This window comes from Nocardia sp. FDAARGOS_372 (assembly GCF_002554515.1).
Taxonomy (GTDB): domain Bacteria; phylum Actinomycetota; class Actinomycetes; order Mycobacteriales; family Mycobacteriaceae; genus Nocardia; species Nocardia farcinica.
Genome location: NZ_PDDW01000001.1, coordinates 5,051,574 through 5,073,926, shown reverse-complemented (window position 1 = coordinate 5,073,926; position 22,353 = coordinate 5,051,574). Strand labels below are relative to the sequence as shown.

General features: G+C 71.2%; 21 protein-coding genes and 2 pseudogenes. 11 read left to right on the top strand and 12 right to left on the bottom strand.

The window, feature by feature from the left end; genetic code table 11:
• Positions 1 to 357: 357 nt before the first annotated feature.
• Positions 358 to 564, bottom strand: coding sequence for a cold-shock protein (locus tag CRM89_RS23810; RefSeq protein ID WP_011206895.1), 207 nt, complete (start codon positions 562 to 564; stop codon positions 358 to 360).
• Between the two features lie 452 nt (positions 565 to 1,016).
• Between CRM89_RS23810 and CRM89_RS23805 the strand changes: the two genes are divergently transcribed.
• Positions 1,017 to 3,407 (top strand): DEAD/DEAH box helicase, encoded by a 2,391-nt coding sequence (locus CRM89_RS23805; RefSeq protein WP_098086340.1) that lies wholly within the window; start codon positions 1,017 to 1,019, stop codon positions 3,405 to 3,407.
• A 283-nt stretch (positions 3,408 to 3,690) separates the two neighbouring features.
• Here CRM89_RS23805 and CRM89_RS23800 read toward each other — a convergent pair whose 3' ends face one another.
• From CRM89_RS23800 to CRM89_RS23775, 6 genes and pseudogenes are all read right to left on the bottom strand, one after another.
• Positions 3,691 to 4,053, bottom strand: a complete 363-nt coding sequence (locus CRM89_RS23800; protein ID WP_098086337.1) for an Rv3654c family TadE-like protein — start codon at positions 4,051 to 4,053, stop codon at positions 3,691 to 3,693.
• A 3-nt stretch (positions 4,054 to 4,056) separates the two neighbouring features.
• A complete protein-coding gene (locus CRM89_RS23795) occupies positions 4,057 to 4,386 on the bottom strand; it encodes a TadE family type IV pilus minor pilin (protein ID WP_098086334.1) in 330 nt (109 codons plus the stop codon).
• Between the two features lie 792 nt (positions 4,387 to 5,178).
• Entirely contained in the window at positions 5,179 to 5,358 is a 180-nt protein-coding gene (locus CRM89_RS23790; protein WP_086850442.1) for a DUF4244 domain-containing protein, read from the bottom strand.
• 2,090 nt (positions 5,359 to 7,448) lie between these two features.
• Positions 7,449 to 8,057, bottom strand: coding sequence for a type II secretion system F family protein (locus tag CRM89_RS23785; protein WP_098086331.1), 609 nt, complete (start codon positions 8,055 to 8,057; stop codon positions 7,449 to 7,451).
• Between the two features lie 3 nt (positions 8,058 to 8,060).
• Positions 8,061 to 8,846, bottom strand: a complete 786-nt coding sequence (locus CRM89_RS23780) for a hypothetical protein (RefSeq protein ID WP_098086329.1) — start codon at positions 8,844 to 8,846, stop codon at positions 8,061 to 8,063.
• Positions 8,843 to 9,418: pseudogene (locus CRM89_RS23775) on the bottom strand (CpaF family protein); the annotation flags it as partial. The pseudogene CRM89_RS23775 and the gene CRM89_RS23780, both read right to left, overlap by 4 nt.
• A gap of 265 nt (positions 9,419 to 9,683) precedes the next feature.
• Between CRM89_RS23775 and CRM89_RS23770 the strand changes: the two are divergent.
• The 8 genes from CRM89_RS23770 to CRM89_RS23735 all read left to right on the top strand — a co-directional run bounded on the left by CRM89_RS23770 (position 9,684) and on the right by CRM89_RS23735 (position 15,573).
• Positions 9,684 to 10,034, top strand: coding sequence for a helix-turn-helix domain-containing protein (locus CRM89_RS23770; protein WP_172964565.1), 351 nt, complete (start codon positions 9,684 to 9,686; stop codon positions 10,032 to 10,034).
• 113 nt (positions 10,035 to 10,147) lie between these two features.
• Positions 10,148 to 12,643 carry a bifunctional DNA primase/polymerase gene (locus CRM89_RS23765; protein WP_098086321.1) on the top strand — a complete coding sequence of 832 codons (2,496 nt, stop codon included), beginning with the start codon at positions 10,148 to 10,150 and terminating at the stop codon, positions 12,641 to 12,643.
• 292 nt (positions 12,644 to 12,935) lie between these two features.
• Positions 12,936 to 13,178 (top strand): hypothetical protein, encoded by a 243-nt coding sequence (locus CRM89_RS23760; protein WP_098086318.1) that lies wholly within the window; start codon positions 12,936 to 12,938, stop codon positions 13,176 to 13,178.
• Between the two features lie 84 nt (positions 13,179 to 13,262).
• The gene (locus CRM89_RS23755) at positions 13,263 to 13,490 is read left to right on the top strand and encodes a hypothetical protein (protein ID WP_098086316.1); all 228 of its coding nucleotides are present in this window, start codon (positions 13,263 to 13,265) and stop codon (positions 13,488 to 13,490) included.
• Positions 13,491 to 13,545: 55 nt separating this feature from the next.
• Positions 13,546 to 14,340 (top strand): hypothetical protein, encoded by a 795-nt coding sequence (locus CRM89_RS23750; protein WP_098086313.1) that lies wholly within the window; start codon positions 13,546 to 13,548, stop codon positions 14,338 to 14,340.
• Positions 14,337 to 14,876: a hypothetical protein gene (locus CRM89_RS23745; protein ID WP_098086311.1), complete on the top strand. Its 540-nt coding sequence runs from the start codon at positions 14,337 to 14,339 to the stop codon at positions 14,874 to 14,876. Before CRM89_RS23750 ends, CRM89_RS23745 begins: the two co-directional genes overlap by 4 nt.
• Positions 14,873 to 15,142 (top strand): hypothetical protein, encoded by a 270-nt coding sequence (locus tag CRM89_RS23740; RefSeq protein WP_127516289.1) that lies wholly within the window; start codon positions 14,873 to 14,875, stop codon positions 15,140 to 15,142. Before CRM89_RS23745 ends, CRM89_RS23740 begins: the two co-directional genes overlap by 4 nt.
• Entirely contained in the window at positions 15,139 to 15,573 is a 435-nt protein-coding gene (locus CRM89_RS23735) for a hypothetical protein (RefSeq protein WP_098086306.1), read from the top strand. The genes CRM89_RS23740 and CRM89_RS23735 overlap by 4 nt, the downstream gene beginning before the upstream one ends.
• 121 nt (positions 15,574 to 15,694) lie before the next feature.
• On the opposite strand, the gene CRM89_RS23730 is transcribed toward CRM89_RS23735, so the two are convergent.
• On the bottom strand, positions 15,695 to 15,994 hold the full coding sequence (locus tag CRM89_RS23730; RefSeq protein ID WP_098086303.1) for a hypothetical protein: 300 nt from the start codon (positions 15,992 to 15,994) through the stop codon (positions 15,695 to 15,697).
• A 172-nt stretch (positions 15,995 to 16,166) separates the two neighbouring features.
• Between CRM89_RS23730 and CRM89_RS23725 the strand changes: the two genes are divergently transcribed.
• Positions 16,167 to 16,415 carry a helix-turn-helix domain-containing protein gene (locus CRM89_RS23725; RefSeq protein ID WP_371392016.1) on the top strand — a complete coding sequence of 83 codons (249 nt, stop codon included), beginning with the start codon at positions 16,167 to 16,169 and terminating at the stop codon, positions 16,413 to 16,415.
• Positions 16,416 to 16,480: 65 nt separating this feature from the next.
• Here the strand turns inward: CRM89_RS23725 and CRM89_RS23720 are convergent, their stop codons facing one another.
• The 4 genes and pseudogenes from CRM89_RS23720 to ssd form a co-directional block, all read right to left on the bottom strand.
• Positions 16,481 to 17,266 (bottom strand): hypothetical protein, encoded by a 786-nt coding sequence (locus CRM89_RS23720; protein ID WP_098086297.1) that lies wholly within the window; start codon positions 17,264 to 17,266, stop codon positions 16,481 to 16,483.
• A 226-nt stretch (positions 17,267 to 17,492) separates the two neighbouring features.
• Complete coding sequence (locus CRM89_RS23715; protein ID WP_098086294.1) at positions 17,493 to 18,971, bottom strand: recombinase family protein; 1,479 nt, start codon at positions 18,969 to 18,971, stop codon at positions 17,493 to 17,495.
• Between the two features lie 22 nt (positions 18,972 to 18,993).
• A pseudogene (locus CRM89_RS23710) lies at positions 18,994 to 19,626 on the bottom strand (ATPase, T2SS/T4P/T4SS family); the annotation flags it as partial.
• Positions 19,623 to 20,732, bottom strand: a complete 1,110-nt coding sequence (gene ssd / locus CRM89_RS23705; protein ID WP_098086288.1) for a septum site-determining protein Ssd — start codon at positions 20,730 to 20,732, stop codon at positions 19,623 to 19,625. The pseudogene CRM89_RS23710 and the gene ssd, both read right to left, overlap by 4 nt.
• 359 nt (positions 20,733 to 21,091) lie before the next feature.
• On the opposite strand from ssd, the gene CRM89_RS23700 reads away from it, so the two are divergent.
• A complete protein-coding gene (locus CRM89_RS23700; protein ID WP_011206886.1) occupies positions 21,092 to 21,958 on the top strand; it encodes an HAD family phosphatase in 867 nt (288 codons plus the stop codon).
• Positions 21,959 to 22,353 lie beyond the last annotated feature (395 nt).

Here is a 22,353-nt window from a genome sequence, read left to right as displayed (position 1 = left end):
GACCCGCGCGACGCGCTGTTCGCGTGTGGTGCGCGGCTGGGGCAAGCGGCGACGAGGAACATCGCTACCAGAGACGTTTATACCTTGAGGACGGCAGCGGTCGAGCGCTTGCGACCCGAACCACCGAGCGTACGTGATGGCAGATGGTAGTTCGGACCCGCCCGTCGGGCGGCATGTCACCGCCCGCGGCGCCGTCCCGGGCGCGCTCGGCGGACCGCGCGTTGTCGGCAGCGGTTCGGCGGGGGCCGATCGGCGCTGCGGCGCGGGCGGGCGCCCGGTGTCACGTCCCTACCCCGGATACAGCTCGTCCCTCATCCCGATGCCGGTGATGAGGGACGAAGCTGGAATCGGGCGTGCTCAGCTGAGCGCGCGCACTCCGGTGGCCTGCGGGCCCTTGGTGCCCTGGCCGACCTCGAACTCGACCTTCTGGTTCTCCTCGAGGGTGCGGAAGCCCGACCCCTGGATCTCGGAGTAGTGGACGAAGACGTCAGCCGAGCCGTCCTCGGGCGCGATGAAGCCGAACCCCTTCTCCGCGTTGAACCACTTCACAGTTCCCTGTGCCATTATGTTCCTTCTCTTTTCTTACCGGAACGGCGGACAACTGGGTTCGTCCACCGGGTCCGTTCCGACCGCTGTACTCTTGGTTCCCCCTGCAAGGAAAGCACCAAGCACACCGTTCGCAACATCGATCCTGCTGACGGTTTGGACTTTCGATCCGTCCCTCGAACACAGAAGCTTGCGACCAGGAACCAGTGAACCATGTCTTCGAGCAATTCAACAGTCGAGTTACCGACAATTTGCAAAAAACTTGATCTTGCGAATGCGCAGGTGAGGGAGAGAATGCTCGAATCCAGACTTCGGGTCGGTTTGCCATCGGATAACCGGGTAGTAGTTCGGCAAACATGGTGTGACCCAGGTCGCTATTTGGTATCGAAAACACTGGTCACGCGTCCGAACTACGCACGTTTCACACTTCGCGAGCCTCTCGCGGCCGCGTCGTGGTGACAGGAGCGGACATGGGGGACGCCGCAGGCGCCGATCCGGCCCTCGGCTACGGGCGATCGTTGCTGAATCGTGTCCAACGGGGCGGTCCTGATCGCAGGCTCACCCACGCCGTCGACCTGCCCGCGCGGCCTGCCGAGACCACCGAGTGGCCCGCGTGGGTCCACCCCGACGTCATCGCGGCCCTGGACACGTACGGCATCGGCGCACCGTGGACACACCAGACCCGCACCGCGGAGCTGGCCGCGGGCGGGCAGCACGTCGTGGTCAGTACCGGCACCGCGTCCGGGAAATCGCTGGGATACCAGCTACCGGTGCTCACGGCGCTGCGGGAGGACCCGCGGGCGACCGCCCTGTACCTCGCGCCGACCAAGGCGCTGGGTGCCGACCAGCTGCGCGCCCTCGGCGAACTCACCCACGAGGGCCCGTTGCGCGAGGTCCACCCGGCCACCTACGACGGCGACACCCCGGCCGAGATCCGGCAATGGGTGCGCGACAACGCTCGCTGGATATTCACCAACCCGGACATGCTGCACGTCGGCATGCTGCGGTCGCATCAGCGGTGGGCGCGGGTGTTTCGCAGACTCCGCTACGTCGTGGTCGACGAATGCCATGCCTACCGGGGCGTCTTCGGTTCACACGTGGCACTGGTGCTGCGCAGGCTGCGCCGCGTCGCCGCGCACTACGGCGCCGATCCGGTGTTCGTGCTCTGCTCGGCCACCACGGCCGATCCGGCGGCGGCCGCGTCGCGGCTGATCGGCGCGCCGTGCGTGGCGGTGACCGAGGACGGATCGCCGCGCGGCGCGCGCACCGTAGCGCTCTGGGAACCGCCGCTCACCGCCGCGACCGGCGAAAACGGTGCACCCGTTCGACGCTCCGCGACGATCGAGGCGGCGCGCATCATGGCCGACCTGGTGGTCGAGGGCGCGCGGACGCTGACGTTCGTGCGGTCGCGCCGCGGCGCCGAACTGGCCGCGCGGGAGGCCCGCGGACTACTGGGCGAGGTCGATCCACGGCTGACCGAGCGCGTGGCCGCCTACCGAGCCGGCTACCTGGCCGAGGACCGGCGCGAACTCGAGGCGGCGTTGTCCGACGGCAGGCTGCTCGGCGCGGCGACGACCAACGCGCTGGAACTGGGCGTCGACATCGCGGGCCTGGACGCCGTTGTCATCTCGGGTTTCCCCGGCACCGTGGCCTCGTTCTGGCAGCAGGCGGGCCGCGCGGGCCGGCGTAGCCAAGGGTCGTTGGTGCTGCTCGTGGCCACCGACGACCCCCTCGACACGTACCTCGTCCATCACCCCGACGCGCTGCTGGACAAGCCCGTCGAGGCCACCATCACCGACCCCACCAACCCCTACGTGCTGGGCCCCCAGCTGCTGTGCGCGGCCGCCGAACTCCCGCTGACCGATGCCGAAGCCGAGGAGCTCGGCGCCACCCGAGTCCTCGCCGACCTGGCCGCGCAGGGCCGGATCAGGCGCCGGGTCGCGCCGCGGACCGGCGCAGGCCGCTGGCACATCACCGCGCACACCCATCCGCACGACGACGTGGACGTGCGCGGCGGCATCGGCGCCCCCGTGGCCATCGTGGACGGCGAGACCGGCCGCCTGCTCGGCACCGCGGATGCCGGTCGGGCCCCGGCCACCCTGCACCCCGGCGCCGTCCACCTGCACCAGGGTGAGACCTTCGTGGTGGACGAACTCGACCTCACCGACGGCGTGGCCTTCGTCCACGCGGGCGACCCCGGCTGGACCACCAGCGCACGCAAGCTCACCTCACTCACCGTCGAGTCGGTACTGGCCGAGCGCCACCACGGCGGCGTGACCAGCGCCTTCGCTCAGGTGTGCGTCACCAGCCAGGTGATCGGCTATCTACGGACGCTGCCCACCGGCGAGGTCATGGACCTGGTCGAACTCGATCTGCCCGCCCAGACCCTGCCCACCAAAGCCGTCTTCTACACGGTCACCCCCGATCTGCTGGCCGAAGCGGGCATCGACGCACGGCGCATCCCAGGGGCGCTGCACGCCGCCGAGCACGCCGCGATCGGCCTGTTGCCGCTGGTCGCCACCTGCGACCGCTGGGACATCGGTGGCGTCTCCACGGCCGAACACCCGGACACCGGCCTGCCCACCGTCTTCGTCTATGACGGCCAGCCCGGCGGCGCCGGTTTCGCCGAGCGCGGCTTCGCCCAGCTGCGCCGCTGGCTGGCGGCGACCCTCGCCGCCATCGGGTCCTGCCGCTGCGCCACCGGGTGCCCGTCGTGCGTGCAGTCCCCCAAGTGCGGCAACGGCAACAACCCGCTGGACAAGGACGGCGCCGCCCGGCTGCTGCGGGCCGTCCTCGGCGCACTCGACCGCACGTCGGCGGCGGCGGTCGGCGCAGGTCAAGGCGCAGATCTCACGCCGTGACCTGCCCGTCCCCGCGACGTGACCACGCCGCCACTTCCGAGCCGATGACCGGACGGCAGCTGCGTAGCCGGCACGCTGCCGCCGACGCTCGTGCGTGTCCGAATAAAGAGGATTCGTTTCATGTTAACTACGGCATTGCGGCGGGCCGATACCGCGAACACCGCGCACGTGAATTGAATTACCGAGAATCTTCGGGAATAGATACCTCATCGTAATTATCAACTCATCGGTATTCCCGAATTCGTCGGCGTCGAACACCCACTGTGGAACGTTTACATACCGGTCAGTCTTCCTGTTCCGCCGGACCTGCCCGGGCACTCGCTCGGACAGTCCGCGCACCCGCCGCGCCCATTCGGACAATCCGCTCCACCGACACCGTGACGTCCCACCGCATCACCTCGCACTCGCTCACCAGCGCCCCCATCCGACGCACCACCGCTTCGGCCGCGGCGCAGGCCTCGTCCGCCCCTGCCTGCAGTGCGCCCGCCCCGGCCAACGCACCGAGATCGGCGGCGGCCTGAACACGGTGACGCGCGACGACCACCGTGCCGACCTGCGCGATCAGCAGCGTCACCGCGATCAGCCCGACGATCGCCAGACACGCGAACACCGTGGCGCCACCCTCCTCACCACCCCGCCCGGACACGGTCTACTGCCCCGGTTCCCGGGCGGCGACGGCTTCCCCGCGTAACCGCAGTGGCAACAGCGGCGCGCGAGCCGACACGACCGCGACGACGAAGTCGCCGTCCCGCCGGATCGCGATATCGGCGCCCGGCGGCGCGACGCGCTCGGCGGCAGCCCTGGCATCGACCGGGTCACCCCGCGCCTCCAGCCGCGCCGCCTCTCGCGCGGCGTCCACGCAGCGCACCTGCGTCGAGGCCGCGAGCAAGGCCCCGACACACACGACGATCACCACCATGATCGCCGCCAACGCGATCGCGGCCTCCACCGTGACGGCCCCACACTCGTCCCCGACCACGCGGCGACCGCATGGCCGCGCCTCTCGACCACCGACCGGCCCCACCGCGTCGTCGGCAAGCGGCCCCGACCCACGATCAGCGACCGAGCGCACCGCGTGGTCGTCGTCCACGCACATAACCCACCCCCTTTCCCGACAAACCCATCCCACCCCCGACGGCCCGCTCCACCGTCCCTGCCACAACCCACCGAGCGGCGAGCCACTGACCCGCCCGGCAACCGGAGGTCTCGAGCCACGGTCCACGTGCCACCAGGCCGCTGGGCGGCTGGGCCGCTGGGCCGCTGGGCCGCTATGGCCACTGAGCCGCTATGGCCTACCGGGCCACTGGACCACCCGGCCGCTGAGGGGCCACCCGGCCGCTGAGGCCACCCGGCCGCTGAGGCCACCGGGCCGCTGGACCACCCGGCCGCTGGACCACCCGGCCGCTGAGGCCACCCGGCCGCTGAGGCCACCGGGCCGCTGGACCACCCGGCCGCTGGGGCCACCGGGCCGTTGGGTCGCTGGGCCACTGCGCCGTTGGCCGTTGGGCCGTTGGACCATCCGAGCCCGTCACCAGGTGCTACCGCCGCGCGGACAGCCACCGAACCGCCACGCGACCGGAGCCCATGCGACGAGCCGCCGAGCACTGGGGGCCGCGCCGCTGAGTAACCTGCCGCCGGCCCACGGGACGGTGAGCCCCGAAGCCGTTGGACCGGCGGAGCAGCACGAACATCGTCCCGACAGGCAGCCCGGCACTCGAGCGGACGCGGCGTAGGTTATCCGGCCGCCGCCCGGAACACCCACGTCCCGACCTCACACGCTGGTGTTGAGCGCCTTGTCGATGATCTTGGTCAGTGCATCGACGATGGAGTCACCGGTGACCACTCCGTAGAGCACGGCGCCGAAGGCGGCCGCCGCGATCGTGCCGATCGCGTATTCGGCGGTGCTCATGCCGTCATCGGCTACTGCCGCATGGAGGAGGCGGGTTCGCAGCCGCCAGACACCGTTCTCGGTGCGGTCGACGACCGAGCGCAGCGAGGAACGTGAATCGGCGGATGAGATCTCGTCGCCCTGGTCCGATTCGGGTTCCGGTCCGCGGGCGACTGCCTCGGCCGACGCAGCGGGTGTCGTCGCGACTGGCGCGGCGGTGGTCGCGCTGTGGGGCGGAGCGACAATCGTCGGCTGGTCGCCCAGCGATGTCCGGGTATCTGCCTCGGCGCGATCGGCATCGAGGGCCATCGCCAGCGGTACCGGATCCGGAGCCGCCAGCGAGGGATCGGTCTGCACGCCGATCGATGGCCTCGCCGTCATCACCCCGTCGAGCGCGACCTCCGGTGTCGTGGCCGGCGCCAAGACCCCCGGCGTTGTGGCCGGCGCCGAGACCCCCGGCGTTGTCGGCGGTGCCGAGACCCCCGGCGTTGTCGGCGGTGCCGAGACCCCCGGCGTTGTGGCCGGTGCCGCGACCTCCGGTGTTGTGGCCGGTGCCGAGACGGAAGGCAGACCACCGCTCACCGCTGCCGGTGCTGCTCCCGGTGCCACCGCCGGGGCGGGAGCTGCCAACCGGGTGCGGCGCGCTGCCGATGCGGCGTGGTGGAGCGCTCGCGTGAACGATGGGCCGAGGGCCGTTCGGCAAGGCGTGGTCCCCGCCTCCGGGACGGACGGGCCCGCAGACGGGGCGGGCGGGGCCGGGAGCAGCGCCCCCGTTTCGGTCGGACGCGTCGATGCCGCACGGCAGGGGGAATGCGGGTGCGTACCGTGTGGGCTCATGGCCGGCTCACCGACAGCGGATGGTGCCGAAGGAGGTACCGAAGGCACGTCCGAGGCCGTCTCGGGGTTTCGCTCAGGCATCGGTATCGGCATCGGCATCGGCATCGGCATCGGCATCGGCATCGGCATCGGCATGGACGATGGAACCAGCTGGGCCGCAGTCGAATCCGTTGGTGATGCAGGTGTGGGTTCGGGCACCTGCGCCGGTACCTCCACCGGTCGATGTGGCGGTCGTATCAGCCGACCGGGAGTCGAGGATCGAGTGACCGACGGCGACAGGGCGCGGGCTCGCAGGAGGCGGAGCAGGCCGGCGAGGCGGAGTCCGCGCGGGCGGGCCTGCGACGCCCACCGCGCGGGCGGCACGGATGGGTTCGGTGGTACCTGACGACCCGGGGCAGCGGGGTTCGGGGGCGGCGTCGATGGCCGGACGCGCACGCGCTGGAATCCCCACGTGGACTTCATTCGTCGCGCTGTGTGCGGGAGCCGAGACGACGCGCCGGGGGCGGGAACGGCGGTGCGGAGACGCCTGAGGGCCCAGACGGTTGTGGTGTCGCTCCCGGACCGATGGGTCGCACGAAGGGGCGCGGGCAGTGAGATCTGCGGCACCGCGTGGAGCTGGGTGGGCACCCGCGCGCTCGATTCCGCCCGTGCTCCCCACCAGTGGACGAGACCTTTCACTACCGAGTGAACCTGCGCCTGTCCACCTCGAATCACACTGCGCGGCAGGGCAATACCTCGCCCGCTTCGGCTCCGCCTCGTTCCGTTCTCGGCCGGAGGGGCCGGCCGCAGCAGCGCGTGTCGTTCCGCCGACGGACGGGCCTCGCCGAGCACGTCAACACAACCACCCTCGGCACGTACCCGCCCGACACGACAGCCGCCCTCGACGCCGACCCGCTCGGAGCTGACCGCACGCCGAAGGTCCGCGGTGGTCGAAAACTCGCCGCGGGAGCCGTGATCTGTTGAGGCAGGCGATGTCCCCACGGCCACCGGCTGCGCCTGCACGCCGCTCCGCCCCACCGATTCGGCTGACCCCGACTCCTCGGACGCGGAGGACGACCGAACTCCGGCCGCCGCCGGCGGAGAGCACACCGCTGAGGCGGTGGGAGCCGGCGGGTTCGCCTCGCCGTCGGCGGCAGTCGGCGGAACCGGCGACGCGTGGCTGCGCCGCACCATGAGCAGGCTGCCCAGCCGTCGTGGGACACGTCCGGTCGGATTGGTGATCTGCACCGACATTCCTTTCTGTTCACCCCGGCGGTTGGTCCGCGCGGGGACGTTCGATGGGCCACCGCATCCGGTGGCCGAGGATGGTCCGCCCGTCACAGCAGGCCCCCGTCCAGTACGCGCCCGGCCAGTCCGACGACCACCGGGACGATGCCGAGACACAGGAAGGCGGGGAGGAAGCACAAGCCCAGCGGACCGCTGATTAGCACGCCCGCCCGTTCGGCGCGTGCCGCGGCGGCGTCCTCCACGGTGTCTCGATGCTGTTCGGCGAGTTCTGCGACGGCCGCCGCGAGGGACGAGCCCGAGCGAGCGGACCGGCGCGCCATCCGCGCCAGCGACTCGATCTCCGCGCCGCCCGGCCTGCCCGCGGCCTCGCGGGCGGCACGTTCCCAGGCGTCGGTGGCGTCGGCGCCGAGCGCCAACAGATCGGCCGCGCGCAGGAGGGCGGCCCCCAGCTCGCCCGGCGAGCCCGGTGCCGCGGCTCTGGCGGCCGAGGCCATCGGCAGACCGGCGCGCAGGCAGGCGGCGAGCAGGTCGAACACCGAGGCCACGACCAGCGGGTCCGCGGGCCCGACGGTCCGGATGGGTGGCGGCGGGGCCGGTGCGTAGAGGGCGGCCAGGCGCGTGTCCAACCCGGCGCGGACGGGCCAGCAGAGCAGCGCGCCGGCGAGGAGGACCCAGACGGAGGCTGAGGGCTGGAACATAGGTCACACCAGGGCCTTTCGGGTGATCGCGTCCGTCCACAGCAGTCCGGCACAGGCCAGCGCGGTTCCCAACGGCAGCAGAATGTCGCCCGCCGACGTGGTGAACAGGATGCGGAGCGGGTCGGCGCCCATGAGTTGGCCGAGCCCCAAGCCGAGCAGCGGCAGTCCGGAGAGCACGGACGCCGTCGCCCGCGCCCCCGCCATCGCCGCGGCGCTGCGGGCGCGGAACCGGATACGCCCGGCGAGATCGACCCGCGCGGCGGTGAGCAATTCGGCCAACGCGAGGCCGTGCCGCTCGGCGACCTGCCAGGCGTCCGCGATGCGCGCGAGTTCGGCGCCGATCACCGACTGCTCGTCGCGCAGCCCGTCGGCACCGGATCCGCCGAGCCTGCCGCGTGCCGCGGACACCGCGAAGGCCCGCGCGGCGGCGCCCGCGGATTCGCGTGCCGCCACCTCGGCGGCCGCGCTCGGATGGGCACCGACACGTAGTTCGCCGATCACGGCTTCCAACGCGTCCAGCAGCCTGCCGCACTCGGCGGATTGCTCCCGGTCGCGCCGCGACCGCCGGTGCCGCACGGTGAACGTGCCGAACAGCACGGCCGCGGCGATCAGCGGCCCGACACCGGTCCACAGCACCGCGCCCGCTGCGGCACCGACACCGACCGGCCGGACCGCCCGTTGCCACGGCACGGGGCGGGGGCTCCCGAACATTCCGGCGAATCGACGCCTTGCCGCCGGACCGGGCGCCACGAGCAGCGCCACCGCGAGACTCACCAGGGCACCGCTCATCGAATCGACCGTTCGGCGAAGAGTTCGGCCAGCCGGGGCGCCGCGGGCGCGGGACCGCCGTCCGCCCGCCACGCGGCGACGATGTGCACACGCCCGTCGTGCGCGGGCTCGAGCAGACCGATCTCCCGCAAGCCGCGGGAGCCGTCGGCACCGCGCTGCACGTGCAGCACCACTTGCACGGCCGCGGCGAGCTGACTGTGCAGGGCAGCCCGTGTCATGCCACCCAGTGCCGCCAACGCTTCCAACCGTGCGGGCACCTCCCGGGGCGAGTTCGCGTGGACGGTGCCCGCACCCCCGTCGTGCCCGGTGTTCAGGGCGGTCAGTAGATCGACGACCTCGGCGCCGCGCACCTCCCCGACGACGATGCGGTCCGGGCGCATCCGCAGCGCCTGGCGCACGAGGTCGCGCACCGTCACCTCGCCGACGCCTTCGACATTGGCGGTGCGGGCGACCAGCCGCACGACATGGGGATGCGGCGGGGCCAACTCCGCCGCATCCTCCACGCAGACGATGCGCTCGGCAGGATCGACGGTGGCCAGCAGGCCGGACAACAGCGTCGTCTTCACGGTTCCGCGGATAAGACACACTTAGCTGTCAGGTAACTGGTGGTAGCCATTCGATAGCGTGACAACCTAATTGCACTGTTGTGCAGCATGTTTCAATGTTGCGAATGCGTGTGCATTGTTGCTAATGTGTGCGCATCGGCTCCAAGATTCCCCGGCCGACACGCAACGCTCCGCGCCGCCCCTGGCCTCCCGCGCTCTCCGCGCGCCGCCGCAACGCCCCGCCTCGCAACGCCATTGGGGACCGGTTTCGAACCACGGGAGCGTTCATCTCATGTCCACCCGGACCCTCACCCTGCGCGAAGTCGCGGCCAAGTACGGAGTGCACGTCAACACCGCCCGCCGGTGGGCCGCGTGCGGCGAGCTGCCCGCGCAGCGCATCGGCAGGTCCTACTACGTCAACCCCGACGACCTGGATAACTGGCGCAAGCCCGACGACCTGGATAACTGGCGCAAGCCCGCGCCGGAGCCCCCGGCACATGCCTCCGCCCGCACCGATTACGCGGAATACATCGCGCGCGTAGTGGCTCAGGCCCCGCCGTTGACCCCCGAGCAGGTCGACCGCCTCACCGCCCTACTCGCCGCCGCCGCTGCGCCGTCGCGAGAGATGGCCCGTTCCCGCTGATCCGGCCGCGGTGCGGACAACGCACGGAAACCGTCGCACTGCAACGGCATTCAGCCCGACATGAAAACGCCCCGGCGGGTGCGGAGCCCGCCGGGGCAGAGAGGAAACACCTCGTGAGGAACGAGATCGATCCTACCGCCGCCGATCACGGCCGCGCGGATGCCCTCGCCGGTTGGCTGGCCGCAGCTCCGGCCGCCGATTCGGCCGCGGCCGTCCTCGATGCCTGGCTGCGCGCCGGCTGCGCGCTCGGGCTTCACATGCTGCTGGTCGAGCCCGGCGGCAAGGCACCGGTCGACATGCGCAGCCCTTCCGAGCGGCGCGAGGCCGACGGCGCGGCCAAGGATGCCGCCCGCGCGCAGGGTCGGGCGAACTGGGACCGGGCGAAGTCCAAGGGCGGGGTGTACCTGGCGACGGCCGACCCGGACCGCCTCGCCGAATTCCTCACCCGCTACCGCGAGCGGTACGGCGCGGGAACCGCAGTCAACGTCGCTGTCGCGCTGGAGCCGTCGCGGCTCGTCGTGGTCGACTGCGACACCGCCGGACAGGTTCGATCGCTGCGGCAACTGCTGGGTCTGGCCGAGGACGCTGCGCCCACGGTGAGCACCCCCGGCCAACGCGATGAGTCCGGTCAGTGGGTGCACCGCGACGGCGGGCACTTCTGGTTCACCGTGGACGGCGACGACGATGATGTTCCTCCGTCGCGGGCGCTCGGCCGGGTGGGTGACCTCAAGGGCGCCAGGGGCTACGTGCTCATTCCGCCCTCCGTGCGTGCGGAGGGTGCCTATTCCGCCGCCGGTGCGGTGCGCCGCTACGCCGAGCCACTGCGCGCCGCTGTCGCCGCGGCCGGGCCTGAGCCGCGCCCTGGGCGCGCGGAATCGCCGGACGCGCCGCTGGCCCTGTCGATCGACCAGTGGGCCGCTCGCGTGCCCTGGGCGGCACTTCTGACCCGGCACGGCTGGCGCAACGCCGGGCGCGCCGATTCGTGCGGCTGCGCCACGTGGACGGCCCCCGGCGACCATGCCAGCTCCAAGTCCGCGACCGCGCACGACGCCGACTGCTCGCACTGGGAATCCGATTCCGACCCGCATAACCGGCCGCTGCACATCTGGACCGACAACCCCGGTCCCGAGTTGGAGGCGTGGACCGCGCGCACGGACGTGCGCACCGTGAGCAAGCTCCAGTTCGTCGCCGTGCTCGAGCACGGCGCGGACGTGGGGGCCGCTACGCGGGCACTCGGCATCGAGGCCGACCGCAGCGGCTCACTGGGGTTCGCGGGAACGGGGGGATTGGCGTTCGGTGACCCGACGCCGACCACCGACGCCCTGAGCCTGCCGCTGGAGTTCTGGGAGCGTCGCGGGTTCCTGCGGCATATCCGCGATGCCGCATGGTCGCGCGACGAGTCCCCTCACGGCGTGCTGCTGGCCGTGCTGGCGCTGCTCGGCGCGCACGTGGACCCGGCCGTGCGCGTGGACACCGGCATCAAGTCGCCGCTGCCGCTGACCTTCTACGCCGGTCTCGTCTCCACCTCTGGCGTGGGCAAGTCGTCCGCGGTGAGTGCGGCTGAACGGCTGCTGTCGGTGCAGCTGCCGTCGCCGGAGGTCGCGGGTTTCGTGGCGGCGACGGAGGTGCCGCGCGCGCTCGGGCTCGGCACCGGGCAAGGCATCGCGGAGGCGTACATGGGCAGCGTCCGTGAGCTGGACGCGGCGACCGGTAAACGGGTCTCGGTGCGCAAGCAGGTGCGGCACAAGGTCGTGCTGCACGCCGACGAGGCGGGCGAAATGCTCGCGATGATGGAACAGCGGCAATCGACGCTCGCGGCTGTGCTGCGGTCGGCGTGGTCGGGGCACCTTCGCGGACATGCCAACGCCACCGCGGAATCCCGGCGCGAGATCACGGAGTTCTCGTTGGGCCTGATCGTCGGGTTCCAGCGTGAAGTCCTGGCGCGTCTGCTGACCACGGCCGAGCTGGAGAACGGCACCCCGCAGCGCTTCCTGTTCGGTCCGGTGGCCGACCCCTACGCGCCCGACATCGACGCTGTGCCGGACGATCCGGGGCCGCTGGTCGTCGACCTCACCGCCGTGGAATCGGTGCGCCTGAGCGCCGATCTGGCCCGCCGCGTTCGGCTGGACTCGCTGGCCCGGCGGCGCGGCGCGGTCGACGTTCCGCAGCTCGAATCCCAGCGGCCCGCGATGCTCGCCCGTACCGCTGCCCTGCTGGCGATTCTGGACGGCGGCCGATCCACGGTGGAGGCCGAGGACTGGGAACTGGCGGAAATGCTGTTCACGGTGTCGCTGGCCGTGCAACGCGACGCCGAGGACTGGGCACGGGAGACGGAGGCCGAGCAGGCCGAGCAACGGGCGAAGACGGCAAGGGCCTTCGCGGTCGCCACGGCCGCAGCGGTGGACAGCAAGGACACCGCACTGGATCGGTTGGGCAGGCGCATCCTCGACATGCTCCAGCCCGGTGAGCCCGTGTTGTGGACGGGCCGGACGGGGTTGCGCAAGACCAAGTTCAAGGGCGCGGACCGACCGCTGGCGGACGCTGCGCTGGAACGCATGGTCGAGTCCGGCGCAGTCACTTTCGACGGGGACAAGGTGGCGCGAGCATGAAGCACGGTCCACAGCTCTTATCGACCGTCGATTTGGTCCCCCCGACCGGTGGGGGGACCGGGGGGACCGGTCCCCCCGACTCTTGGGCTCTCGCCTATACCGCGATCCCATCTATATCTCTATCTCTCCTGGTAGAGGCAATTTCGTACTTCGCACGAGTTCCGTGCATAGGGCGGAAATCGGTCCCCCGACAGGGGATTGCGGTCCCCCCGGTCCCCCCGGTCCCCCCGGTCCCCCCGAACCCGATTCGCTCAACCAGACCCATCAAACCGACCCGACACGAGGCTGCGCAGTGACCGCACCCGAACGCATCCGTGAGCGCGCGATGAGCGCCCGCCCGCTGCCGCCCGGCCAACGCCGCGTGCGGATTCCGATGGTGCCCGAGGACGCCGACGTCGCGGAGGCTGTGGCCCGGCTGCGCGGGGCCGGCTCCTACTGGTCCACCTGGAGGTGGACGGCTGAGACCGGCCCCACCGCGGTCGAACGGCACGCCCAGCACGCCGCTGCGGAGCGCATGGCGCACGACCGACCCTGACCCCTACCCGCACACAGAAACGGCCCCGGACGGCCGTGCAACCCGTCCGGGGCCGGAAACCCAACCGAGATAGGGAGACCCATCATGCCGCACCTCCTGACCGAGCCGACCGCCGACCTGGGCATCGTGTTCGCGCCGTCCCACTGCCGCAGGTGCGTGCGCGACGGCCGCCCCCGGCATATGGCGGTGGTCTGCGAGCAGGCGCTGAGCTGGCCCGGCGGAACCGAGCCCGTGCGCTGTGAATACGCCTGCCCTGACTGCGGACACCGGTGGACCGACACCTGGCCCGCGCGGTTCCTGCTCACCGAATAGGCCATCGAATAGATCACATTCCGACAACCACTTTGCAAATCTGAGGAGTACCAGCATGTTTCGCCGAGCCCGCCGCAACATCGGCCTCACCCCCGAGCGTCACATCAAGGCGGTGAACGAGAACCGCACCGCCGAGCCCCCGCGCCCGATCTCGGGCGAAAAGGGCTACCGCATCCCGCGCCAGTACGCGCAGCACGTACGCGACCACTCCGCCGACTCGCAGGAGACCAAGCGCGCGCGGCGGCGCTCGCACTTGACCGTCGAGTACGGCCCGGAGTTCGTGTTGTCGGCGGAAGTCGCCGCCGTGCTCGCGCCGCTGGCCGAGCGCCTGGCGGCCGACCCGGACCGGTGGGCACCCCGGCTGCGCTACGCGCTGCGGCGTGCGCCCGACGAGACCCCGTACGCCGACCGGCCGACCGCCTTGACCGACGTACTGGCCGCGATTGCGCGTGTCGTGCGCGCGGACGCCCCCGAGCTGCCGGAGATCGACGCCGCCGCGCTGCGGCAACGGTCGTGGGTGGAGTCCGTTGCAGCGGCCGTGCGCCGGTTGGACGCGCCGCTGGCCGCGGAGCTGGCATGGCCTCACCGCACCGTCGGCGACCAACCGCTCAGCGATTGGCTCGTCGCCCGGCTGCGCGAGCTGGACGGCGTGGTGCGTCGGCTCGCCGCGGCGGCGGATCGCGCGGCGGTGACCGACGCGGTGCCGCGCCCGGACGCCGAGCGGCGCGCCGTGGAGGCGCTGCGCGCACGGCACGCCGCCGAGCGAAAGGCACTGCGAGCCCGGCACGCCGCCGAGGCGGCCGCGTTCGCTGCCGCGCGGAAGATCAAGAACGTGGAGGTGACCCGATGAGCACGACGACCACGACACCCGCGACGGGCCGCCGGTCGCGCCCGTCCGACGACGACGCGATGGCCCGGTTCCAGTTGTGCGTCCACGAGGCCGGACACGCGGTCATTGCCGCGCTGCGCGGCGCGAAGATCGTGGAGTGCTGGGCGACCGCCGAAGACGGCCGCGTGAAATTCACCGTTGATCGGCAGCACCACGCTGATATCGCGTGGGCCGGGCCGTTCGCCGAGCTGATGCACACCCACGGAGATTGCCCGCCGGAGGACGCCATTCGGGCGGCGTTCGCGGAGGCGTCCCCGGAGGACCGGACGCTCATGCGCGGGCGCATGCCGCGACATATCGAGCCCGATGTCCGGTTCGCCATGCCCGCGATTCGCCGCCTGGCTACGTGGTTGTACAAGTACGGCAAGGCGACGCCCGCCGACATCGAGCGCGCCCTGGGCGTTCGGTCCGGCGTGGACATCGGCACGGTGCGATGGGCGTACCGGCAGCGCATCGACCCGCGTACCGTCCGCACCCCGGAAGGGGGCGCGGCATGAGCGTGTGGGAATCCGTCGAACACGAGGCTGCGCGCGGTGTGATCGCGGTCGAACCCGAGGTCGTAATCCTTCGCCAACTACAGGACATCGGCCTCATGGTGCGGGGGCTCGCCCCCGCCTTCGCGTCCGGGGACCGGAAGGCGATCGCGCTCATGAAGCGGATACGTCGGCACGCGCTGCGGCTGGATATCGACGCCGCGCGTGAGTACGCCCGACGCCGGGGATTGCCCGCCCTGCCGCCCGAAGTCGAGGAGTTGATCAAGTGACCAACGTTGTTCCGGCGAAAACCGATGCCGGGCTGGTCGAGCAGGTACGGAGGCTGCGCACCGAGGAAGGGCTGAGCCTGACCGCTATCGCTGCGCGGCTCGGGCGTGACAAGGGCGATCTGTCGCGGCTCGCCAAAGAGCACGGCATCCGGTTCGATGCCGCCTCCACGCGGGAGCTGACCGAAACGGCCATCGGTGGCGCGAGGCTGCGCCGGGCGAAGATGGCCGCCGAAGCACTGGCGACCGCCGAGGAAGCGCTGTCCAAGGTCAAGGCCGCTTCGGACGCGGCGGAGGCGAAGGGGTGGGCTGTCGTCTTCGGTGTGATGATCGACAAGAGCCTTGTTCTGGAGGGCCGCGAGCAGGCCGATCACGGGGCGGCGCAGAACGCGGAACGGGTCGCGAAGATGTACCCCGACATGTTCGAGTTCTGACCGCCCGACTTGCCCGGCGCTGACCGCCGATAAGGGTCGGTTATCGGCGGCTAGACCTGTACTTGAGGGTCGTCCGTTTGATCCGGTTCGACACCGCGGTGGCGTACCGGCTGCGCGCCGCTCACCGGTGCAATCCCCCGAGCTGTGACCAGCGCGCGAACGACGCGCGCGGCGCGGCGCACTCGACGTCGGCCACGGCCATGAGCCGATCCAAGGTCACCGCGTCGACGTGGGCCGACGACGGCAGCAGCACCGCGTCGACCCCCGACGACTCCACCTGCTCGGCCAGGCCCAGCACCGAGCCCGGATCGGCCCAGCGCAGCGTGTACCCCAACCGCCGCGCGAGCCGCCGCACCTGCGCGGTGTCCCATTCCGATGTCGGCGAACACGGGTCTATCCATCCGATCGCGATTGCGTGCATGTCGTCCCCTCATGGTGCGCATCCGCCGGTGACCTGCGGATTGTTCACCTATCAGTCTGCGTCCAAGGACACGATATTGCACGGATTCTGTTACTTATCGGTCTGGAGACCGGCGAGGCTGTAGACCTTTCGGTCTCGTCTGGGCACCCTGAGCGGCATCATGGAGGGCCACTTGCAACGGACGCTCGGGCGCAACGTGCGCGCGATTCGGATCGCGCGCGGGTACAGCCAAGAGGCGTTCGCCGATGTCCTGGGCCACCACCGGACCTACCAGGGTTCACTCGAACGCGGACAGCGCAACCTGAGCCTGCGGGCTGTGGAACGGCTCGCCGAACAGCTCGGCGTCGAGGCGTTGACGCTGTTGTCCGAGGACATGGAGATCGACGTGGACGTGAGGGTCCGGGACGGTCGCAGCAGGTAGGCCCGTACCGTCACGTGACGGGGTAATGCACGGAATCCGCTGGAATACAACGGATTCCGCGATGGCTACGGCGTCGCGTCGATCTGTACGGCCGCGATCGGGCATTCGTAGGCCACGAGCATGACGCGCTCGCTCAGGGCGTAGCGCGTGTTGCCCAGCTCGGGCTCGACGTGGTTGCCCGTGGTGACCACCGTCGAGTCCGGCTGGTGCCGCCAGACGAAGACGGGCCCGGTTGCGATCAGGGTGTTGCCCAGGTCGGAGTAGCCACCGCCCACCGCGATCCGATGGCCTGCCGGGCTGCGCAGCACCGGGCCGGTCGCCGTGGTCAGGTGGCTCGCCACCAACGGCGCGAGCCAGCGGCGCGCGGCGTGGATCGCGCCGTTGTACCCGAACTCGCCCAGGGTCTCTTCGAGCACTCCGATGGCGGACACCAGGTCCGGCACGACGGTCGGCGTCCCGGCGTCGGCAAGCAGGCGGTCCGCGAACGCCGATTCGATCAGCAACGGCTCGTGCAGCCCGCGGTGACGGATCGCGCGCGCGAGCGTGTCGGACTCGGGCTCATCGGGGCGGCACTCAGCCGCCGCCCACGGGACGTACGGATCGAACACCGTGGGCGCGGGGCGGTCGGCGGGGGCCTTGACCTGCGGCGCGTCCTCGGAGCACAGCTCGGCCGAGTAGAGGCCGACACCGGCGACGTCGCAGTTCACCGACCGCAGCGACAGGCCGCCGAGTACGCGGACCGGGCCGAACTGCTCGATGACCGTCGCCACGGTCAGCAGGCCGAAACCGGCCGCGATGAGCGGGGGCGTCTCGAACTCGACGGGGGGCAGGACGTTGACGGGTGTGGTCATGGTGGGCTCCTAGAGCGCTGCGCGGGATGCTGAGACCGAATCTACGAGTGCGCACCGCACCCGGCCTGGACATGCAACGACCCCCACCGTCTCGCGGTGCCGAAAGGAGTCCGTGAACGAGTCCTCGGCTCGGAGACGATGGGGGCCGTTGCGGCGCGCGCCCTCCCGAGCACCCCGCGGAGTTGCCGCCGGGGTCGAGCGTAGCCAGCGGGAGCGAACTCTCAGGTCACACCTTCCACGTCATCTCGATGGACGACGGATCGAAATAGACGCCGTTGGCCCGCCGCCCCTTCGGCGCGGGCAGCACCCGCACCGTCAACAGCAGGTCCACGATCGCGCGGCGCGTGCCCAGACTCAGGCCGTCGCTGCGGTCGGGCTGCGTCCCGAACCACCGCGCCCGGATATCGCTCCCCGCCAGCTCGGCCAGGGGCGAGCGCCTACCGGCCTCCGCCAGCTCGCCGTCCATCGCGGTGATCTTGGCCTTGAGCGACGTGCTCGCCGTCGCGAGCTGGCGGGCGTCGATCTCCCCCGCCGCGAACATCGTCGCCAGCGCGTCGAGCCGCTGCCGTAGCGCGGCCTGCTCCAGCCGCAGCGCCGCGACATCGACGCCGGTGGTCCCGAACCCCGCGGCGAGCTGCGCGAGCGCATCGGGCTGCTCCAGCCTGCTCACAATGGTCTCTTCGACCAGCGCGTCGAGCCGGGCCGCGTCCCTGTTGACGTGCGCGACGCCGGTCAGCTCCCGCGACCGGCACCGGTAGACCTTGTTCCGGTTGCTGCTGGCGGCCGACACTCGCAGCTCGGGCCGGTCGCACACCCCGCACAGGTAGAGACCGGACCCCAACCACTTCGGCGTGTTGCCGGGGCTGGTGCGCCGCGCAGGGTCGGAGACGACCGCCACCGCGGCCTGCCAGGTGTCTTCGCTGACCAGCGCGGCCCATTCGGCCTTGCCGACAACCTCACCGTTGTGGACCGACCATCCGGCGTTGCGGGGCCGCCGGATGATGTCGCGCACCGCCTGGCTGGTCCACGGGCCGCGCTGGGTCGCCGTCGGCACACCCCGCGTGTTGAGGTCGCGCACGATCTGGCGCAGCGTGACACCGGCGACGACTTGTTCGTACATGCGCGCGATCTCGCGCGCCTCATCGGCTCGGACGGTCACGCCGTCGGGCTCGAACCCGTAGGGGCGAATGCCGCCGTGGAACTTGCCCGCCATCGCCTGTTGGATGCGCTGCAATTTGATCCTCTCTGACTTGAGTTCGCTCTCATACGCGGCGACCGATCCCGCTATCCGGGCCTGGAATCGCCCGGCCGCCGTTGACAGGTCCCACCGCCCCGCCGTGACGAACTGGACATCCACCCCGTTCCGTTCGATGAGGTCGATGAACGGCTCCATCTCCCGGCCCTTGTCCCTGAGCAACCGGTCGTGGTGATACGCAACCACCACGTCTATGTCGCCGCGCTCGATCCGCTCGCACATCTCGATATACGCCTTGCGCTTCTTCCGGCTGTACCGGCTGGCCGAGATGTCGTTGTCGCGGTACACCGTGATCTGCGCTGCCGCCCCGTTCTGGGCAGCGATCTTCTGTGCGAGCTCCCGGCAGCGCGGTTCGTGCCGCGCCATGCCCAGCCCTTCGCCGGTCCGGTCCTGCGAAAACCGCAGGTAGACCGCTATGCGGAGAGTGCCGGAGTCCTTCTTGGTGGTCATGCGTTTAAGTGTGTCACAACTAAAGCGTCGTCTTGCCCGCCCCGGTCCCACCGACCACCAGAAAGGCGAGCCGGGCGCGAACGATCTTCTCCAGCAGCGCTTTCGCGGATGCCGGAACGGCGCCGGAGGCGGCCAGCGCGTCCAGCCCCTGGGTGGCGGGCCGCAGTACCCGCAGCGACAGGCAGGTGCCGTCGTGCGCGATCGGCGCGAGCACCGCGTGCAGGCGGACGCCGAACGACTCGCCCAGGGTCGACCCGGGACCGGCGAGCTTGCCGTCCACCCACGGCTGCGCGTCGTCGAGCCGCCGGCCCGCCGAGAGCGCCAGCCGCTGTGCGAGCCTGCGCACGGCGGCTTCGTCGGGAAACGTGATCGCTGTCTTCTCGAGCCCGCGGCCACGGTCGACCCACACCGCATCCGGTGCCGTGACCAGCACGTCGGCGACGCGGGGGTCGTGCAGCAGCGGTTCGAGCAGCCCGGCACCGGTCAGCTCGGTCTGCAACAGCCGCAGCGCCCGCAACAGGTCGGTGTCGCCGAGGACGCCGCCCGCCTCGGCCCGGATCGCCGCGGCCAGCTGCGCCGGGTCGGGCTCGCCGGACTGTCCGGCGAGCCGTTGCCGTACCCGCTCGAGCAGCTCGGCGGTGACCAGCGCACTCATCGCGCCGTCCCCGCCGGTGCGTCGAGCACGGCGAGCACGGCATCGGCGGCCGTGACCAGGGGACCGCGCCGCGGCAGGCGGAGACCGCCACGTTCCAGGCGGCCGGGCAGGTCGGGTTGGGCGCGCACAGCGGCCAGCAGTGGTAGATCGAGAATCTCGGCGATCTCCTGCCCGTGCAGTCCGCCCGGCGCCGGTCCGCGAACGATCAACCCTTGGTTGGGATTACGGGTGCCGACATAGGCGCTGACGGCTTCGGCCGCCGCCGCGGCCCGCAGTCGCGCCGGGACGACGAGCACCACCAGATCGGCCGAGTCGAGCATCTGCTCGGCCGCGGGACCGCGCTCACCGGAGACGTCGCAGATGACGAGATCGCCTGCGGCACGGCCTGCTTCGAGGACCGCGTGCGCGGCGGCGGGACCGATGCGCCCCGGCAATCGACCGGCACCTGCGCGCCCGCAGGACAACACCACCAGCCCCGAACCCGCGGTGGGCAGTGCCTCGTGCAGCGCGCCCGCGGCGACCCTGCCGTCTTCGACGACGAGATCGGACCAGCGCAGGCCGGGGGCCGACTCGAGGCCGAGCAGCAGGTCCAGACCACCGCCGAGGGGTGCGCCGTCGACCAGCAGCGTGTGTCGGCGGAAGCCGACGGCCGCCGCGCGCAAGGCCGTGACGCCGGCCAGCACCGACGCACCCGCGCCACCGCACGCACCGACCACCGCGACGACGACACCGCCGCCCGCGCGTGGTTCACCGTGTTCAGCAAACTTCTCGATAAGACCGACGGCGGCGCCCGGCAGGGCGATGACCCGCTCGGCGCCGACCGCCGCGGCGGCCTGCCACGCGGCCAGTCCCGGCTCGCCCTCGGTGACGAGGACGACGCCCATCCGTCGCTGATGGTCGGCCGCCGCGCACTCCAGCGCACTGGCTGTGTCGAGGATCACCAGGGGCGCACCGGCCCAGCTGTGCCTGCCGACCGGCGGCTCGGCCTCGACGAGCTCGCGTTCGGCCGCGGCGGCGACCCGGCGCACCTCCTCGCGCAGCCGAACGTCACGGATCAGCGCGAGTGCGGGGCGCACGGGCGGGAGGTCGGCGAGGTCGATGTCCATGCCGCTCAGCGTCGTGGAACCGGCGCGACCCCGACAGGACCGAGATGCCGAATGTGGATAACCCAGGGCCTGTGGAGAACCTCGCGGAGCCGGAAATATCACCGGCCGGAAATAGAGGACGGCCCCAGCCGGGGGGGGAGGAGGCTGGGGCCGTCGGGGTTCAGCCCCGGGGGGTCGGGCTGAACACGCCTGGAACATGTCCAGGTGCCAGCAATACTACACCCATTCCCCGCCGCCGACGCAAGTGCGACGCCGAAGAACTTCGGCCCCGCCCGGACCCCTCCGGCTTCTCGCGAGCAAACACGGCGCGGCCCCCGTCCGCGCGCCCGCCGCGACCCCGGCGTGCCTATCCTGAACGGGTGACGACCGAGGACGACCAGCCCGCGGACAGCGGCCGAGGGGCACCCGGCGCGCACACCGCGAATCGCACGACCGGTGGTGCGCGCGTCGCCGCGTTCTTCGATCTCGACAAGACGGTGATCGCCAAATCGAGCACCTACGTGTTCAGCAAGCCGTTCTACGCGCAGGGGCTGCTCAACCGCCGCACCGTCCTGGAAAGCAGCTACGCGCACTTCCTGTACCTGCTCTCCGGCGCCGACCACGACCAGATGGAGCGGATGCGGGAACACCTGACCAAGATGGTCGCCGGGTGGGACGTCGAACAGGTGAAATCGATTGTCGCCGAGACCCTTCACGAGCTGGTCGATCCGCTGATCTACGCCGAGGCGGCCGATCTGATCGCCGATCACAAGATCCGCGGCCACGACGTGGTGATCGTGTCCGCCTCGGGCGAGGAGATCGTCGCGCCGATCGCCGCGGCACTCGGTGTGGCGCACACCGCGGCGACCCGCCTGGTCGTCGAGGACGGCAAGTACACCGGCGAGGTGGAGTTCTACTGCTACGGCGAGGGCAAGGTCACCGCGATCGAAAAGCTCGCCGCGAGCGAGGGTTACGACCTCGCGCGGTGCTACGCCTACTCCGATTCGATCACCGACCTGCCGATGCTCGGCGCGGTCGGGCACCCCACCGCGGTCAATCCGGACCGCGCGCTGCGGCGGGAAGCGCTCGCGCGGGGCTGGCCGGTGCTGGCGTTCTCCAACCCGGTCTCACTGTGGTCGCGCTTCCAGTCCCCCTCCTCCACCACCGTCGCGGCGACCGCGGCGGTCGGTCTCAGCGCGGTGCTGGCGGGCGCGATCAGCTATCGGTTGCTGCGGAAACGGCGCTGATCGTTTCAGGGCTCTGACCTGCGGAATCCGCGCTCGCGCCGGGGCGACAAGACCCCGCCGGTGAACTTTTCAAGCCCTTGAGTGAGCTGCCTCACAGTGGTAGAAAGGTAGCTACGGAAAGGCGGAAGGCCAAGGCGGAACCGGAAGAGAAGGTCACGTCTCCCGACCACCTTTCCCAGCACGGAGGCCAGGTACCCACGCGGAGCGCGCCGCTTGGATGGCAGAAGCGTTGTGGGCCTGCGTAGTTCGAGCTGCCGACGGCGAGAGCCTCGTACAGGTTGCGGGGATGAACCGGCGGAGTTCGGATGATCGCCGAGGCCATGGAACACAACCCACCTCAGCACGCTTGGTAACCGGGTACTCCGTGCTAGCGGGCGGTGAAGTCGTCGAAGGAC

What these genes read in the sequence shown, in the direction of transcription:
- CRM89_RS23780 (WP_098086329.1), bottom strand. Translation starts at nt 8,846, where the DNA reads ATGAGCGGTGCCCTGGTGAGTCTCGCGGTGGCGCTGCTCGTGGCGCCC.
- CRM89_RS23745 (WP_098086311.1), top strand. Translation starts at nt 14,337, where the DNA reads ATGAGCACGACGACCACGACACCCGCGACGGGCCGCCGGTCGCGCCCG.
- CRM89_RS23805 (WP_098086340.1), top strand. Translation starts at nt 1,017, where the DNA reads ATGGGGGACGCCGCAGGCGCCGATCCGGCCCTCGGCTACGGGCGATCG.
- CRM89_RS23785 (WP_098086331.1), bottom strand. Translation starts at nt 8,057, where the DNA reads ATGTTCCAGCCCTCAGCCTCCGTCTGGGTCCTCCTCGCCGGCGCGCTG.
- CRM89_RS23715 (WP_098086294.1), bottom strand. Translation starts at nt 18,971, where the DNA reads ATGACCACCAAGAAGGACTCCGGCACTCTCCGCATAGCGGTCTACCTG.
- CRM89_RS23720 (WP_098086297.1), bottom strand. Translation starts at nt 17,266, where the DNA reads ATGACCACACCCGTCAACGTCCTGCCCCCCGTCGAGTTCGAGACGCCC.
- CRM89_RS23770 (WP_172964565.1), top strand. Translation starts at nt 9,684, where the DNA reads ATGTCCACCCGGACCCTCACCCTGCGCGAAGTCGCGGCCAAGTACGGA.
- CRM89_RS23810 (WP_011206895.1), bottom strand. Translation starts at nt 564, where the DNA reads ATGGCACAGGGAACTGTGAAGTGGTTCAACGCGGAGAAGGGGTTCGGC.
- CRM89_RS23730 (WP_098086303.1), bottom strand. Translation starts at nt 15,994, where the DNA reads ATGCACGCAATCGCGATCGGATGGATAGACCCGTGTTCGCCGACATCG.
- CRM89_RS23740 (WP_127516289.1), top strand. Translation starts at nt 14,873, where the DNA reads ATGAGCGTGTGGGAATCCGTCGAACACGAGGCTGCGCGCGGTGTGATC.
- CRM89_RS23755 (WP_098086316.1), top strand. Translation starts at nt 13,263, where the DNA reads ATGCCGCACCTCCTGACCGAGCCGACCGCCGACCTGGGCATCGTGTTC.
- CRM89_RS23750 (WP_098086313.1), top strand. Translation starts at nt 13,546, where the DNA reads ATGTTTCGCCGAGCCCGCCGCAACATCGGCCTCACCCCCGAGCGTCAC.
- ssd (WP_098086288.1), bottom strand. Translation starts at nt 20,732, where the DNA reads ATGGACATCGACCTCGCCGACCTCCCGCCCGTGCGCCCCGCACTCGCG.